Annotated in this window: 9 protein-coding genes and 1 tRNA gene; 8 read left to right on the top strand and 2 right to left on the bottom strand. The window is 66.0% G+C overall.

Annotated features, from left to right (window positions below; all coding sequences use genetic code 11):
- The first annotated feature begins 382 nt into the window (after positions 1-382).
- The 4 genes from V2S85_RS03840 to V2S85_RS03825 all read left to right on the top strand — a co-directional run bounded on the left by V2S85_RS03840 (position 383) and on the right by V2S85_RS03825 (position 4,885).
- Complete coding sequence (locus tag V2S85_RS03840) at positions 383-2,647, top strand: family 16 glycosylhydrolase (RefSeq protein ID WP_330701546.1); 2,265 nt, start codon at positions 383-385, stop codon at positions 2,645-2,647.
- 291 nt (positions 2,648-2,938) lie between these two features.
- Positions 2,939-4,297 carry a UDP-glucose/GDP-mannose dehydrogenase family protein gene (locus tag V2S85_RS03835; RefSeq protein WP_330701545.1) on the top strand — a complete coding sequence of 453 codons (1,359 nt, stop codon included), beginning with the start codon at positions 2,939-2,941 and terminating at the stop codon, positions 4,295-4,297.
- Between the two features lie 17 nt (positions 4,298-4,314).
- Complete coding sequence (locus V2S85_RS03830; protein ID WP_330701544.1) at positions 4,315-4,560, top strand: DUF6894 family protein; 246 nt, start codon at positions 4,315-4,317, stop codon at positions 4,558-4,560.
- A 251-nt stretch (positions 4,561-4,811) separates the two neighbouring features.
- A tRNA-Gly gene (locus V2S85_RS03825) sits at positions 4,812-4,885 on the top strand.
- A gap of 384 nt (positions 4,886-5,269) precedes the next feature.
- On the opposite strand, the gene V2S85_RS03820 is transcribed toward V2S85_RS03825, so the two are convergent.
- Both V2S85_RS03820 and V2S85_RS03815 read right to left on the bottom strand, forming a co-directional pair.
- A complete protein-coding gene (locus V2S85_RS03820; protein WP_330701543.1) occupies positions 5,270-7,627 on the bottom strand; it encodes a TonB-dependent receptor in 2,358 nt (785 codons plus the stop codon).
- Positions 7,628-7,808: 181 nt separating this feature from the next.
- Positions 7,809-9,131: a dicarboxylate/amino acid:cation symporter gene (locus tag V2S85_RS03815; RefSeq protein WP_330701542.1), complete on the bottom strand. Its 1,323-nt coding sequence runs from the start codon at positions 9,129-9,131 to the stop codon at positions 7,809-7,811.
- 435 nt (positions 9,132-9,566) lie between these two features.
- Between V2S85_RS03815 and V2S85_RS03810 the strand changes: the two genes are divergently transcribed.
- The 4 genes from V2S85_RS03810 (at position 9,567) to V2S85_RS03795 (ending at position 15,903) form a co-directional block, all read left to right on the top strand.
- A complete protein-coding gene (locus V2S85_RS03810; RefSeq protein WP_330701541.1) occupies positions 9,567-10,199 on the top strand; it encodes a peroxiredoxin in 633 nt (210 codons plus the stop codon).
- Positions 10,200-10,226: 27 nt separating this feature from the next.
- Complete coding sequence (locus V2S85_RS03805; RefSeq protein WP_330701540.1) at positions 10,227-10,937, top strand: glutathione binding-like protein; 711 nt, start codon at positions 10,227-10,229, stop codon at positions 10,935-10,937.
- A 173-nt stretch (positions 10,938-11,110) separates the two neighbouring features.
- The gene (locus tag V2S85_RS03800) at positions 11,111-14,809 is read left to right on the top strand and encodes a DUF4132 domain-containing protein (RefSeq protein ID WP_330701539.1); all 3,699 of its coding nucleotides are present in this window, start codon (positions 11,111-11,113) and stop codon (positions 14,807-14,809) included.
- Positions 14,806-15,903 carry an AAA family ATPase gene (locus V2S85_RS03795; protein ID WP_330701538.1) on the top strand — a complete coding sequence of 366 codons (1,098 nt, stop codon included), beginning with the start codon at positions 14,806-14,808 and terminating at the stop codon, positions 15,901-15,903. Before V2S85_RS03800 ends, V2S85_RS03795 begins: the two co-directional genes overlap by 4 nt.
- Positions 15,904-15,958 lie beyond the last annotated feature (55 nt).

The raw sequence follows: 15,958 nt of genomic DNA, 5'->3' as shown, positions 1-15,958 counted from the left end.
CTGATGCATGCGGATCGATGTGCCACGGAACCGATTCGGGCGATGCCTGTCGTTTCGGTACGCTTCCGGCTCCACGGAGTATCGGTTGACGGCGCATGGTCGCTACTTCTCTCCCTCGGGATCGGGACGGTAAACAATACGCGCGAGCCGCTCGATCGATCCCGCGGCCGCCTGATCGCCCCGTTTAGGGGCGGGACGGCCGAGAATAGGCGAGTCCGGTTCACAATTCACCTTCGTAATCCGTTAACAATCTTTCATTTGACGTTAAGTATATGCGCTAATTTGATAAAAATCGGAAACCACGTCCATTCACCGCGATACGCAATCGGGTGGAGGAACTCTTCTGAGATCATGACGGCACGCAATTTCAGGAACGTGTCGCATGAATCCCCCAAGCACCCAATGGACTGAAGAACTCGCCGGAACCAAGCTGGATCTGAGCGGCTATAAACTCACCTTCAACGACGAGTTCGACACGCTGTCGATCACGAACGGCAAGACCCCGGGCAAATGGTATTCCGGGGTCCATACCGATTTCGGACTGGCCAAGTTCGCCCGCGGTACGTCGTCGCTGTCGCCGTTCTCGGTCGCCGACGGCGTGCTGAACATCCGCATGCAGCAGAAGGACGGCGTCTGGCAGTCCGGCCTGCTGCAGTCGGTCGATGCCGATACGCAAGGGTTCAAGCAGAGCTACGGCTACTTCGAGATGCGGGCCAAGTTCCCCACCGGAGCCGGCACCTGGGCGGGCTTCTGGCTGATCTCCGAGGAGAACCGCTACAATCCGGACCTGCCGCGCGTTGAAATCGATACCGTCGAGGCCTATTCGGGCGACCCGACCGGGTTGCATACGACCGTCCATTACACGCCGGGCAAGAACACGCCGGACATCACCAAGAAGATCGACGGCGGTTCGTACGACCGGGTTTCTTCCTCGATGTTCGACGGCAATTTTCACACGTATGGCACGATGATCACGCCGCAATGGATCATTACGTACTTCGACGGTGTCGAAGTGGCACGCCTGCCCGCCAGCGAATACACCAAGTCGCCGTTCTACATGATCTTCAACCTCGCGATGAACGGCGACGGGGTGAAGGATCCCAAGGCCGTCTACGATATGTCCGTCGATTACGTGCGCGTCTATGCCAACCCGACCGCCGTGGCGCTGGGCGAAAGGGCGACCGATGGCGACGACGTTCTTGCCGGCACCAAGGGCAACGATACGCTTGACGGCATGGCCGGGGCCGACCGGATGAGCGGCGGCGCCGGCAATGACAGCTATTTCGTCGATAATGTCGGCGATGTCGTCATCGAGACCAGCAACAATGGCGGCAAAGACATCATCTACAGCGCCGTGGACTACGTCATCTCGGCGTTCGTGGAGAACATGCAGTTGCTCGGCACGGCGAACCTGAAAGGGACCGGCAACGCGCTGGCCAACATCATCACCGGCAATGCAGGCGACAACGTCCTGCTGGGCCTCGGCGGCAACGACGAACTCATCGGGGGTGCCGGCAACGACGTGCTAGACGGCGGCACCGGGGCCGACAAGATGGTCGGTGGCCTGGGCGACGACGTCTACTACGTCGACAACGTGAAGGACGTGGTGGTCGAACTGGCGAGCGAGGGGCGCGATACGGTGCGTTCGACGGTCAATTTCTCGCTGGTCGGCAAGTCGATCGAGACGCTGATCCTGGAAGGCACGGCGAATCTGACCGCGACGGGCAACGAGCAGGCCAACACCCTGGTCGGCAACGCCGGCAACAACGTGCTCGATGGCGGTGCCGGGGTCGACATCATGAGCGGTGGGCAGGGCGACGACGTCTATTACGTCGACCGCGCCGACGACCGCGTGATCGAGAACCCGGGCGAAGGCAACGATACCGTCTACTCTGCGGTGTCCTTCTCGCTGGCGGGCAGCAACGTCGAGAACCTCTACCTGACCGGGACCGCGAACACCAACGCGACCGGTTCGGCGGGTGACGACAAGCTCTATGGCAACGATGGCAACAACAGCATAAACGGCGCCGCCGGGGCCGACCTCGTGGCCGGTGGCAAGGGCGACGACACCTACTATGTCGATGATGCGGGCGACCGCGTCATCGAGAAGGCGGGGCAGGGCAACGATACCGTCTATGCCACGGTGAGCTTCTCGGCGGCCGGGCAGTCGATCGAGACGATCAAGCTGAAGGGGGCCGACGCGATCGGGGCGACCGGGTCGGCCGACAACAATTTCCTCTACGGCAACGATGCGGCCAACGTGCTGAACGGTGGCGACGGCGATGACACGCTCTACGGCAAGCTCGGGGCGGACACCCTCATCGGCGGGCGCGGCAAGGACGTCTTCGTGTTCGATACGGCGCCGAGCTACGGCAACATCGACGACATCAAGGACTTCACGCCGGGCGACGACCGCATTGCCTTGCTGCAGCGCACCTTTGCCGCAGCGGGCAATCTCGGGGTTCTTGACGCGAAATACTTCCAGGTTGGATCCAAAGCGCTCACGGTTGATGCACATGTGCTCTACGACCAGGTCAAGGGAGATATCTATTACGATCCGGATGGCGCTGGCGGTGTAAGTGCCACGCCCTTCGCGCACGTCGCTGCCGGCACTGTCCTTAGCGCGAGTGACTTCTTCCTGATTTGACGGAAATTTCCCGCGCGATCAGCCAACCTCAAACTGCGGGCAACTCCGATGCCGGCCGTTCTCCTCCCTATGTGCGGGAGAGCGGCCGGCAGACCCGGACTTCGCTATGTTACGTATGTATCCTAAGTTCATATCCTTATGATTCAGGTTTAATCTATGGCAATTCGCCTGTGTTCAGTAATTAGCAAATAAATGATACACCATTATGGTTCTGCATTTGCGAAATGGTGCTTGATAAGCTTCGTGTATTGAGGAGTATTGCTGTCAATTCTCTCAGGCAGGAGCGTGGAAATGCGTATCGCGATGGTCGGCACGGGATATGTCGGGCTCGTTTCCGGAGCCTGCTTTTCGGACTTCGGGCACGATGTCGTCTGCATCGACAAGGACGATCGCAAGATCGCGCAACTGCATCACGGGATCATGCCGATCTACGAACCCGGGCTGGAGAATCTCGTCGCGGCCAACATGCGCGCCGGGCGCCTGACTTTCACCACTGACCTTGCGGAAGCCGTGCGAGGCGCGGATGCGGTGTTCATCGCGGTCGGCACGCCGTCCCGGCGCGGCGACGGGCATGCCGACCTCACGTATGTCTTCGCTGCAGCGCAGGAGATCGCTCGCGCAGTGACCGGACCTTGCGTGGTCGTCACCAAGTCGACTGTCCCGGTCGGCACCGGCGACGAGGTCGAGCGGATCGTGCGCGCCGCCAATCCGGATGCTGCGATCAAGGTGGTCTCGAACCCCGAATTCCTGCGCGAAGGCGCCGCGATAGAGGACTTCAAGCGGCCAGACAGGGTCGTCGTCGGCACCGAGGACGATGACGCGCGCGAGGTCATGCGCGCGATCTACCGGCCGCTTTCGCTCAACCAGTCGGCACCGGTGTTCTTCACCGGGCGCCGCACGTCCGAACTCATCAAGTACGCGGCCAACGCGTTCCTGGCGGTCAAGATCACCTTCATCAACGAGATCGCCGACTTGTGCGAGCAGGTCGGCGCGGATGTGCAGCAGGTGGCACGCGGCATAGGCATGGACAAGCGCATCGGACCCAAGTTCCTGAACGCCGGCCCGGGCTATGGCGGTTCGTGCTTTCCCAAGGATACGCTGGCCCTGCTCAAGACCGGAGCGGATTGCGAGACCCCGCTGCGCATCGTCGAGGCGACGGTGCAGGTCAACGAAGGGCGCAAGCGCGCGATGGGGCGCAAGGTCGTCAAGGCGCTGGGGGGCGACGTGCGGGGGCGGACGATCGCCGTGCTGGGCCTGACGTTCAAGCCCAACACCGACGACATGCGCGACGCGCCGAGCCTCGCGTTGATCCGTTCCCTGCAGGATGCGGGAGCCCGTGTCAGGGCCTACGATCCCGAGGGTGTCGAACAGGCGCGCGGCATGGTGGAGGGTGTCGATTTCGCCGAAGGCCCCTATGCCGCGGTGGAGGGGGCCGACGCGATGGTGATCGTCACCGAATGGGACGAATTTCGGGCGCTGGACCTGCCCCGCATCGCGACGATGCTCAAAGTGCCGTTGATGGTCGATCTGCGTAACATCTACACGGAGGACGAAGCGGCGCAGGCAGGGATCAGGCTGGTCGGTATCGGCAGGAAGGCCAGTGCGATGCATGCCTTTCCCGCAGAGCTGGCGACCGCCGCCGCGCGATAGCGGCCTGGAGGTCGGGCGTGCCGAAGTACTTCTACCACGTTGGCGACGGCCGAGCGCGCGACCGGGAAGGTTTGTGGCTCGACGATTTGCCGTCGGCGCGGTTGGAGGCTGTGCGGTTCACCGGCCACATGCTCGATCAGGCCGCCCATGCCGGTTGGACCGGCAATGCCTGGTCGATGCAGGTCTGTGACGAGATCGGGGCGGTGTTGTGGGAGATATCGCTTGCCATCACGGACGGGGCGGGAATGCGCAGCCCGGCCTGAGATTGCGGAGTTCCTCAAGATCCTTGCAGTCGTCGTGAGCGTTGAGAACCGCGTGAAGGCATGGCGCCAGCGTCCGGGGCGGCATTCGGGCGCGCAAGGCCTCACCGAACTGATAAAAGGTCCGGTCCGATCGACGAGTTTATATTGACGGCGCCTGCGTAGTCGTGGCAATCGGCCAGCGCATCGCGGCAAAGCAGACAGTAACACAACCGCGGTGAGTGTGCGAGGAAATGGCGGAAACGCTACGGTTCGCGGGTGTAGCTCAATGGTAGAGCAGCAGCTTCCCAAGCTGAATACGGGGGTTCGATTCCCCTCACCCGCTCCAACGCCGAAAACTCCAGTTTACACAATCCTGTCGGAACCCCGACCATCTTACAAGCGCGGTAACCCTGCGGTAAACGCGCCTGGAACACGCAATTCGATCTGGTCTATCAGCTTCTTGGTCGCCGTGAAGGCGAGGCTGAGGTTGGCTGGGTCGGCGATGGCATAGAGGTTCGAGATGATTGCCGAGCGCCGACTTTGCCGTGTCCCGCCATGCGGCGGGCCGAACGGCGAAGCGGGTGACGCCGATAACCGCATCGGTGCCAGGCGAAGCGCGCCGGCCCATGGCCGCAGCCGATGCGGACGCCCGTCCGATCGGCTGCTTTATTATCGACATTGACGTGCCGGACCTTACGGCCTCACCCGGCGCATCTGGACCATTGAAACGTTACCAGTTCAGGCCGGCACGCACGTAGAGATAGCGGCCGTTGAACCCGAACGGCGAGTAGTACGGGAAGCCCGTCACGCCCGTGGTGTTGAGCGCAGCGGGAACGCGCTTGGGATAGACGTCGAACAGATTGTTCGCGCCGAGCGCCAGGTTGAAGGCTCCTTCTGCGGGCTGGTAGCGCAGTTCGAGGTCGGTGATCGCCCGCTTGCCGGTGTGCAGGTCGCTCGTCGCCACGGTGCCGGGCTGGAGCACGTCGCCGTAGTAGGTGACGCGGGCCGTCGCGCCCAGCGTGGCGCCCGTCCATGCCAGAGTGCCCGAGACCTTTTCGCCGGGCGTGCCCTCCTCGATGGTGAGGATGCGGCTGCGGGCGAACAGGGTGGAGAGCGTGCTGGTCGGTACCTTGGTGACCTTGATGTCGTTGACGTTGCCCGCGACCGTGAAGTCGAAGGTGCCCGCGCTTTCGGTCACCAGCTTGTAATTGGCGACCGCATCGACGCCCTTGGTGGTCGTCGCCAGGCCGTTGAGGAAGAAGCGCGCGGCGGAGACACCCGGGATCGTCGTCACCGGGATGTTCTCCGAGAGACCGATCTGGTTGCGTACGTGGATGCGATAGCCGTCCACCGTCAGCGAGAAGCCGCCGCTGCGCACGACGAAACCGGCCGACAGGTTGGTGGACTTCTCCGGCTCAAGCGCCTTGCCGCCCAGCGCGGCGGCGGTTGCCGAAGTGGCCGGATAGGTGCCGGTCACGATCTGGTTGCCGTTCTGGATGACCGAGGTGATCGAGGTGTAGTACTGCTGGATCAGGCTGGGCGCGCGGAAGCCGGTCGACGCGGTGCCGCGGATCGCGAAGGCGGGGCTGAAGTCGTACCGCAGGGAAACCTTGCCGGTGCCGGTGGTGCCGAAGTCCGAATACTTCTCGCCGCGTCCGGCCAGGCCGATCAGCAGCTTGTCGGTCACTTGCGCTTCGAGGTCGAGATAGATCGAACCGTTCTGGCGGTGCTCGCTCACTTCGTTGAGCGTGGAGAAGCCCGGGAAGCCCTGTGCCCCCGGCGTCGCGCCGGGGTAGGCGGTGCCGTAGCCGTACGAGGCGTACTCGCCGGCCTTGATCTCGTAGCTTTCGCGGCGGCCTTCGATGCCCCATGCCACGTTCAGCGACTGGAACACGTCGAACTGCTTCGAGAAGTCCACGCCCGCGACCCACTGGTCGTAGATCGACGCGCCATCGTAGAAGTCGGTCTGGCTAGCTGCACCATACGTGTAGTTGGCCGAATCGCGGGTCCAGTAGTCGATGCGGTTGCGACCGTAGCTGACGTTGACGTCGGTCTTCCACCCGGCGATCTCGCCGCGCAGGCCGCCGGTGACGGTCAGATCCTTGGAGTGCGTGTTGATCTTGGGCAGAAACGCGTCGAGGCCATAGGCATTCGCTCCGGTCGTTCCGGATGCCAGGCGGGGGAACGCGGCCGAGGTGGAATCGCGGTACTGGTAGCCGCCGAAGCCGTAGATTTCCCAGGTGTCCCCCAGTGGCTTGGCGGTATTCACGTAGACGGAATAGCTTTCCACCGCAGGGTCGCCGAAGCGGCTGTCGACGACGGGCGTGGCAAGTCGCGGATCGACGTCGCCGCGGCTGGTCGGATTGCGATGCGTATACTCGCCCGAGACGGTCAGGAAGCCGTCGCCGCCCAGCTTGAAGCCCTGCCAGCCGGACGCGGTGACGGTGCTTTCCCCGGTAACGTGGCGGCTGTCGCGCGCGGTGTCGATCTGGGTATCGTAGATGCCATAAGTCACGCTGGCGCCGCCGCCGTGATCGGCCTCGCGCAGGCGCAGGTTGACGACGCCGGCGATGGCGTCCGACCCGTACTGCGCGGAGGCGCCGTCACGCAGCACCTCGATCGAGGCAAGCGCGGTCGAGGGAATGGTGTTGAGATCGACGGCGGCGGAGCCGCGCCCCACGGTGCCGTTGACGTTGAGCGAGGCGGAGGTGTGCGCGCGCACGCCGTTGATGAGCACGAGGGTCTGGTCCGGCCCCATGCCGCGCAGCGTGGCGGGACGGATCGCGTCGGTGCCGTCGGTGGCGGATGGGCGCGGGAAGCTGATGGAGGGCACCGTATTGGCCAGTGCGGTCGCCAGTTCGGTCGTGCCCTGCTGCCTGAGATCCTTCGCCGTCACCACGTCCACCGGCGACGCGGTGTCGAGCTTGGAGCGCCCTTGGGCACGGCTGCCGGTAACGACGATCTCGTCGCCGCCGACCGCATCGGCGGCGGCCTCCTGCGCCGGAACAGCTTGAGCCTGAACCGCTTGAGCCTGGGCCATCGCGATGGTCGAGGCGGCCGTCAGCGCCAGAACGTTCGTGAACTTCATGTCATTCTCCTCACGCGGTGCCCTGTGTGGCAGGAGCGCCGCTTTGCCTGAACCGTTTCGTCTGGCAGTCTTTCCGGATCGCCCTCAGGCTGTTCCAGTGCGCGGTTCGTTGACGAATCCGCCTTTGCCTTGCTGCGTGCCTGAATGGCACGCCGGACTGCGAGATGTCTCACAAGACTTTCTAATATTTAGCCTTTATTTGCTTGTTTGGCGCATCCCCGACATCGGCCAGGCCGAGCCGCCGCGTGACGATGACCGGTACGAGTACCTGCCCCGCGACGTTGACGGCAGTGCGCCCCATGTCGAGTATGGGATCGATCGCCAGCAGCAGTCCGGCGCCTTCCAGCGGCAATCCGAGGGTCGATAGGGTGAGGGTCAGCATCACCACGGCGCCGGTCAGCCCTGCCGTCGCGGCCGACCCGATCACGCTGACGAACGCGATGAGGACGTAGTCGGACGGCGCCAGTGCGATTCCGTAGAACTGGGCCACGAAGATTGCCGAGATGGCGGGATAGATCGCGGCGCAGCCGTCCATCTTGGTGGTCGATCCCAGCGGCACCGCGAAAGCCGAATAGGCACGCGGTACGCCCAGTCTTTCGGTCACTTCCTCGGTCACCGGCATCGTGCCGACCGAAGAGCGTGACAGAAAGCCGATCTGGATCGCCGGCCAGGCGACGGCGAAGAAGCGGCGCGGGCTTATCCGGTGCAGTGCCAGCAACGCGGGGTAGACCACGAACAGCACCACCGTAAGCCCCGCGTAGACCGCGCCGGCAAAGGCGCCCAGCGCCGACAGGGCATGCCAGCCATAGTTGACCACGGCGTCGGCCAGCAACGCGGCCGATCCGATCGGGGTCAGCGCGATGAGCCAGCGCAGAAGCTGGCGCAGCACCAGGTTCGCGGAGGTCACGAAAGTCAGGAAGGGTTCCGCCTTCGCGCCGATCCGGACGGCCGCCGCCCCGATCGCCACCGCCGCGATGATGATCTGGAGGACGTTGAAGGACACCGATGTCGTGGCCTTGCCTCCCTCCAGGCTCGTCGCGGCGGACAGGCCCAGGTAGTTCGCGGGGACCAGTCCCTTGAGAAAATCGAGCCACCCGCCGACCGATGCCGGCGTTTGTGCGATGCTGCGGTCGATCCCCGCATGCAGCCCGGGCTGGATGACCAGGCCCAGCGCGATGCCGATGGAGACGGCGATCAGCGCGGTGATCGCGAACCACAACAGCGTCTGCGCCACCAGCCTCGCGGCGTTGTCGAGGCCGCGCAGAGCCGAAACCGAAGCGATGATCGCAGTGAAGACGAGAGGCGGCACCAGCGTGCGCAGCAACTGCACGAATATCTGCGCGATCGTGTGGAACGTGGCGGTCGCGCCGATCGCCGCGTCGCTCTGCGGATCGATCCCGCGCACGAGCAGTCCGGCGGCGAGCCCCAGGACCATGCCGATGATGACCTGCGCGCCGAAACCGGGCAGGCGCAGGCGTGTGGGAGTGGCGGTATCGGCGGGCATTGTCGAAGGCGTTCTCGTCGAAGAAAAAAGGGCGCGGGGGTCCGACTGCACGGACCCCCGCATCCCATTGCAATGAATATGTCTATTTATATAGTAGACAATTATGCGCAAGAGTGCCGGCGGGGTCTCCAGGGCAAGGAAGACTAGGGGGACGGCAACGAAATCTTGCCGTTGACTCGATCCGGCACCGGCATAGGCTTGGGCCTTCTCGACATGCATGGACCGTCCCCGCCGGGCCGGTCCGAATGCGGAAATAAAGAGCCGCACGCGCGGCACCGTGCATGAGCGAAACCAGGCCCGATACCCGGACGACAGCGTCAGGCATCACCCTTCTTCCGCGCGGACGCTGCTGCTGCACGACATGGCTCGTGTCATGGCGCGCCGTCTCCATGCGCCGCCCGGCATGCGGACGGCGCGATCCGAAAGGTTCGTTCAATGTCCCTCAAGCTTTTCGACACCGTTCCCGATTTCGTGCAGGATTCCACGCAAGGCCGGCTCGGCTTCCACGAATGGGCGGGCGACAGCTGGGTCGTGCTGTTTTCCCATCCCAGGGACTTCACGCCCGTCTGCACCACTGAACTGGGCGCGGTGGCGCGGCTCAAGCCGGAGTTCGACCGGCGCGGGGTGAAAGTCATCGGCCTTTCCGTCGATCCCGCCGACAGCCATGCGCAATGGTCGAAGGACATCGAGGAAACGCAAGGGACGGCGCTCAACTTTCCGCTGATCGCGGACCATGACCGTACGGTTTCGCAGTTGCTCGACCTGATCCACCCGAACGCTTCCGACACCACCACCGTGCGGACCGTGCTGGTGATCGACCCGGCGAAAAAGCTGCGGCTGACGCTGACTTACCCTGCCTCCACCGGGCGCAACTTCGCCGAGATCCTGCGTACGATCGACAGCCTGCAACTGACCGACAGCCACAAGGTCGCGACTCCGGCCGACTGGCGGCACGGAGACGATGTCATCATCGTCCCCTCGGTCAGCGATGAGGCGGCGCAGTCGCTGTTTCCGGAAGGATGGACGGCGCAGAAACCCTACCTGCGCATCGTCAGGCAGCCGGCCTGAAGCCGTGCTGATCCGGAAAGGACGCCGATGATCGATCTTTATTACTGGACCACGGCCAACGGCCACAAGATCACGATTTTCCTGGAGGAGACGGGGCTGCCTTATCGCATCACCCCCGTCGATATCGGGAGGGGCGAGCAGTTCCTCCCCTACTTTCTGTCGATCGCGCCGAACAACCGGATTCCCGCCATCGTCGACGACGACCCCGCCGATGGCGGCCAGCCGCTGCCGGTGTTCGAATCCGGTGCGATCCTGCACTATCTGGCGCAGAAGACCGGACAACTGCTGCCGACCGACCTGCGCGGGCGGACCGAGGCGATCCAGTGGGTGTTCTGGCAGATGGGCGGGCTCGGTCCGATGGCGGGGCAGAACCACCATTTCCGGCATGCGGCTCCGGAGCGGCTCGCCTATCCCATCGCGCGCTATACGAACGAGACCAACCGCCTTTACGGCGTGCTCGACAAGCGCCTTGCGGACCGTGAGTATCTGGCCGGGCAGGATTACTCGATCGCCGATATCGCGAGCTACCCGTGGATCGTGCCCTGGCAACTGCACGGACAGGATATCGCCGAATTCCCGAACCTGAAGCGCTGGTTCGAGGCGATCTCGCTGCGCCCCGCGGTGGAGCGTGCCTATGCGCTCGTCGCCGAAGTGAACCCCGATGCCCATGCGCCGCCGACGGAAGAGGCAAGGCGGATCCTCTACGGCCAGACCGCCGCCGTGGTGGAGGGGCGCTGAGCGAGGAGAGGGGCGCCGCGACGTTTTCGGGGACGCCGGGCAGTTCCCGCTTGTCACGGCGCTCCGGACTGACCATTCCTCTGTCCATCACGGTGTGAAGACCCGGTGCGTGGGTCGCAAGCATGCGTGTTGGCGACTTCGGGGGAAGTGTGGTCCGTTCTTTACTTGGTCGCATGCTTGCTGGCCTGAACCGCGCCGGTTCGGCGTTTTCCTCCGATCCCACCACATTGCCGGTTGGCGCGATCAGTGCCTTCTTCAAGGAACTGAGCAAGGCCGGGCGGGGCCTGCCCGAAGCGGCGGCGCGCTATGTGGCCGATGGCGAGAACAGCTCGGTTCTCGCCACGCTCCAGGGCAGCGCTGCCCGCCAGGTGTGGGGGCAGCGCGCGCGTATCTGGCCGCCGAGGGACGAGGAAGGCCTGTTCACGCGGCTCGACGTCTGGCGGATCGACCAGATGCAGCGCTTCGGCGAGGTGCTGGCGGCGCTGCAACCGCTGAGCCACGACTGGGGCATGTTCGGAACCAGGGCCTCGCCCGACTGGCTGCGCCATGTGGTGACGATCTGGCTTGGCCACGGCCGCAAGGACCAGCCCGTCGAGACGCTCGCCGCTCTCGCCGCCTCCTGCACGGCGCCGGCGGCCAACGTGATCGACATCGTTTTCTGCCACGATGCCGCGAATTACGGCGCGCGCAGCAGCGTCGCGCGCTTTGCGGGCGTCGGGGCATGGCTCGATGCGGAGCATGATGCGGTCGTCGCGGCGATGCCGGCGCTGGGCGCCGATACGCGCAGCTCGCTTGCCGCTTCGATCGGACATTTCGGCCTGCAGGACCGGTTTCTCGGCATGCTGCTCGATCTGGCGACGGGTTCGTCCAAGAAGGCGCGGGCCAGTGCGCGTCAGGCGCTGACGGCATGTGATCGCGCCGCGCTGGCCGCCGCGCTCGACGCCCGTTTCGCCGAGGCGGCGCCGGGCCAGCGCGCCGAACTGGTGGAGGTCGCCGCCGCCAGCCTGGCCGGCGCGGCGGCCGACCTCGTCGCGCGCTGGCGCGAGGCGGAGAAGGCGCCGAAGGTACTCGCCGCGATCGAGCGTGTGTCCGGCGCGGTCGCGCAGCCCATCGTGTCGGCCGAGACGGAGGAAGGCGCGCCTGCCGGGGCGATCGGGGATGGGCCCGGCGGCTACCGCGCGATCGACGGCAGCTGGGTCGCCGCCGATCCCGCCCCGCCGCCCGCCGAACCCGGCCCGGTCTCGGCCGAAGTGCTCAAGCTGCTCGAACCGGCCGCGGCCGAGTTCAACCGCCTGCTCGCGAAGGGCCAGGCAGAGGCCGCCGTGTCCGGCGCGCGCTGGCACTGGAGCCGCCAGTTCAGCCGCAAGGGCGCCAGCGAACTCAAGGCCCTGGCGCGGATCGCGGAGGGGACGGCGCCGATGGTCCAGTCCTCCTACGCCGATGTGGTCGGCTGGCTGCGCTGGCACCAGTTCAAGCATCCGGCGGTCGAGGAGTTCTTCCAGGATCCGCGCCTGTCGCTGCACCACCTCGTGCGGCTGGGCGCGGCCTTGTGCAATTGCCATATCAACGGCCTGCTTGGCGACTGGAGCGGCCCGGTGGGACCGGCGATCCTGCGCCGGCTGCAGGCGGGAGCCGATTTTCGCGCGTTCCATGCGCTGTGGCTGGCGAATGGCGGCAACGACTACCTTGCCGATCATCTCGTCCAGCGCTGGTACGGGCCGCTGCCCGATCTGGACGTGCCGGTCTGGCCGCTCCTGTGCAGCCGGTTCGAGGCGATCGACCAGGCGCTGGGCATGGCCGCGCAGAGCGATACCGAACCCAAGCGCACGCTGCCGGGGCTAGACCTGCTCGCCTTGTTTCCCAAAGTGCCCGAGCGCTACCGCACCCGCCTGATGCTGCTGGCGGGCGACAGTTCGCGCCGCCTGCGCGAAAAGGCGCGGGGCTTGCTGCAGGATGCGCCCGGCATCGACGGCGCGATCGCGGCGCAGCTGCAGGACGGCCGCCAGGAGGTCCGCGCGCTCGCCGCCGAGTGGCTTGCCGACCGCCGCGCGGCGGCGGAGGCCGGCGCGATCCGCGCGGCGCTGAAGAAGGAACGCAGCGACCTCGCCCGCGCCGCGATGATTACCGCGCTGGAGCGGATGGGCGAGGACGTCTCGGCCTGTTTCGATCCCGATGCGCTGCTGAAGGAGGCCAGGGCCGGGCTTGCGAAAGCCGCCCCCAAGGGGCTCGACTGGTTCCTGTTCGATCATCTCCCCGCGCTGCAATGGGCCGATGGTTCGCCGGTCGATCCGCTGTTGCCGCGCTGGTGGATCGTGCTGGCCTGCAAGCTCAGGCAGCCGGGCGGCAATGCGCTCGTCAATCTCTGGCTCGATCGTCTGGCGCCGGGCCATGCGCACAGGCTCGGCTGGATGGTGCTGACCTGCTGGATCGATGAGGACACTCGCCGCCCCAGCGACGAGGAGGCCAACGCCTATGCCGCGCAGCACGTCGATGCGCAGTTGAAGAACAACATCGCCAATGCCAGGCGCTGGCCGCAGAGCGCGGACTATTTCCCGACCGACCGCACCGTGCTGTTCGCCCAGCTCAAGCGCTCCAAGGCGGGCGAGTACCTGAGCAGCGCGGTGGACAGCAAGGGCGTGCTGGCGCTGGCGTCGCGCGTGGCGGGCGTCGATGCGGCGCAGCGCATCCGTCCCTTCCTCAAGGAGCACGGCGCGCGCACCTCGCAGGCCAAGGCCCTGCTCGACGTGCTCGGGGCCATCGGCAGCAGTGCGGCCCTGCAACTGGTGCTGTCGGCCGCCAACCGCTCCAAGCAGCGCTCTGTCCAGACCCATGCGGCGGCTCTGGTCGAGGCGGTCGCCGAGCGCAATGGCTGGTCGGCGGCGCAGCTGGCCGACCGCACCGTTCCCACCGGTGGTTTCGACGCGGACGGCACGCAGGATCTCGACCTCGGCCAGGGCCGCACGTATCGCCTCCAGTTCGACGAGAGCGATGCGATCGTCATCCTCAATCCGGAAGGACGCGAGGTGAAGGCGCTGCCCGGTCCGCGCGTCGATGCCGAAAAGCCCGAGGTCGATGCCGCGAAGAAGCAGTTGTCCGCCGCGCGCAAGGAAGTGAAGCAAGTCCTGGCCGCCCAGATCGAGCGGCTGCGCGAGGCGATGTTCCTGCAGCGCGCCTGGGAGTGCGCGGACTGGGAGGCCTTCATCGCCGGGCACCCGGTCGTCGGGCGGATCGCCGCGCGGCTCGTCTGGCAGGGCCATGATGCCGAGGGGCGCGCCATCGGCACGTTCCGGCCGCTTGGGGACGGCAGCCATACCGATGCCGCGGACGGCGATGTCGATGTCGGCGTCTTCGCCGAGGTTCGCCTTGCCCATTCCTCGCTGCTGGGGGCTGGGGACGAGGCGGCGTGGCAGCGCCATCTCGCCGATTATGCGGTCACCCCGCCGTTCGCGCAGTTCGGCCGGGCGCTGCCGGTCATCGCCGGGGAGCAGAAGCGGCTGCGCACGATCACCGACCGCGAGGGCTGGATGATCGAGACCTTCAAGCTGCGCGGCATCGCCGGCAAGCTCGGCTACCAGCGCGGCCCGGCGCAGGACGGCGGCTGGTTCCTGACGTACGAGAAGTCCTACCGCGAGGCCGGGCTGATGGCAGAGATCGAGTTCACCGGCAGCCCCCTGCCCGAGGAGAACCGCCCGGCCGCGCTGCTCTCGCTGGGTTTCCGCCGGCTGCGCGGCGCGGGCGCGGCGATGGGAGGCCAGGTGGCGCTGGAAGAGGTGCCGCCGGTGCTGCTGGCCGAGACCTGGCGCGATCTGCACGACATGGCCGACAAGGGATCGGGCTTCGATCCCGACTGGCAGAAGAAGGGTTACGCATGACCACCCAGGCCCCCTCGATCCGCCCGGCTGCCGAGGTCCGCTACGCAGCGGAGTTGGCCGCGCTGGCGGCGCAGGACAGCTTCCCCCGGCCGGCCGGCTGGCACTTGTCGCCTCGCGCGGTTCGGCGCTTCCTGCTCGGCGATCCGGGGCTTGGCGTGACGCGCAAGTTCTATGGCGACGATCCGCTGGTCGACCGCGCCATCGTCAGCCTGATGAGCCAGCAGGGGCTGATGCTGGTGGGAGAGCCGGGCACCGCCAAGTCGTTGCTGTCCGAATTGCTGGCCGCGGCGATCTGCGGCACGTCGGCGCTGGTGGTGCAGGGATCGGCCGGGACGACCGAAGACCACATCCGCTACGGCTGGAACTATGCGCTGCTGCTTGCCGAAGGGCCGAGCGAGCGGGCGCTGGTGCCTTCGCCGGTGCTCAACGCGATGCGTTCGGGGCGGATCGTGCGCTTCGAGGAGATCACCCGCTGTCCGCCCGAAGTGCAGGACGCGCTGATCTCGATCCTTTCGGAAAAGGCGCTGGCTCTGCCCGAACTGGGGCCCGATGCGGTGGCCAGCGCGGCGCCGGGCTTCAATGTGATCGCCACCGCCAACTTGCGCGACCGGGGCGTTCACGAGATGTCGAGCGCGCTCAAGCGCCGCTTCAACTTCGAGACCGTCCATCCCATCGACGATCCCGAATTCGAGCGTGAGCTGGTGCTCAGGCAACTCGCCGAGCGGCTGGGCGCGGGCGGCGTCACCGTGACGGGCGAGCGCGAGGTGGCCGAAGTGCTGGTGCGCACCTTCCAGGACTTGCGGACAGGGCGCACGGCCGAAGGCGTCAGCCTCAACCGGCCCGACGCGGTCATGTCCACGGCGGAGGCGGTCAACGTACTCCACGCCGCCGCGCTGGAGGCGGCCTATCTCGACGACGGCAAGCTTTCCGCCGCGCACGTCGCGCGCCAGCTGCAGGGGGTGGTGCTCAAGGATTCGCCCGAGGACGGTAAGCGGCTGCGCGCCTATATCGACCATATCGTCAAGGAACGGGCGGCGCGGTCGGGCGCTTGGAAGGCGTTCTACCAGACCGCGCGGACGCTGAAGCTGGGCTGAGCGGATGGCAGGCGCGGCGCATCCCGGGGGGCATCCCGGAGCCGGTATCCACGAT

This window comes from Novosphingobium resinovorum, assembly GCF_036352595.1.
GTDB lineage: Bacteria > Pseudomonadota > Alphaproteobacteria > Sphingomonadales > Sphingomonadaceae > Novosphingobium > Novosphingobium resinovorum_B.
Note: the sequence above shows the minus strand (reverse complement) of the source record. Positions and strands in the feature narration are given on the sequence as shown.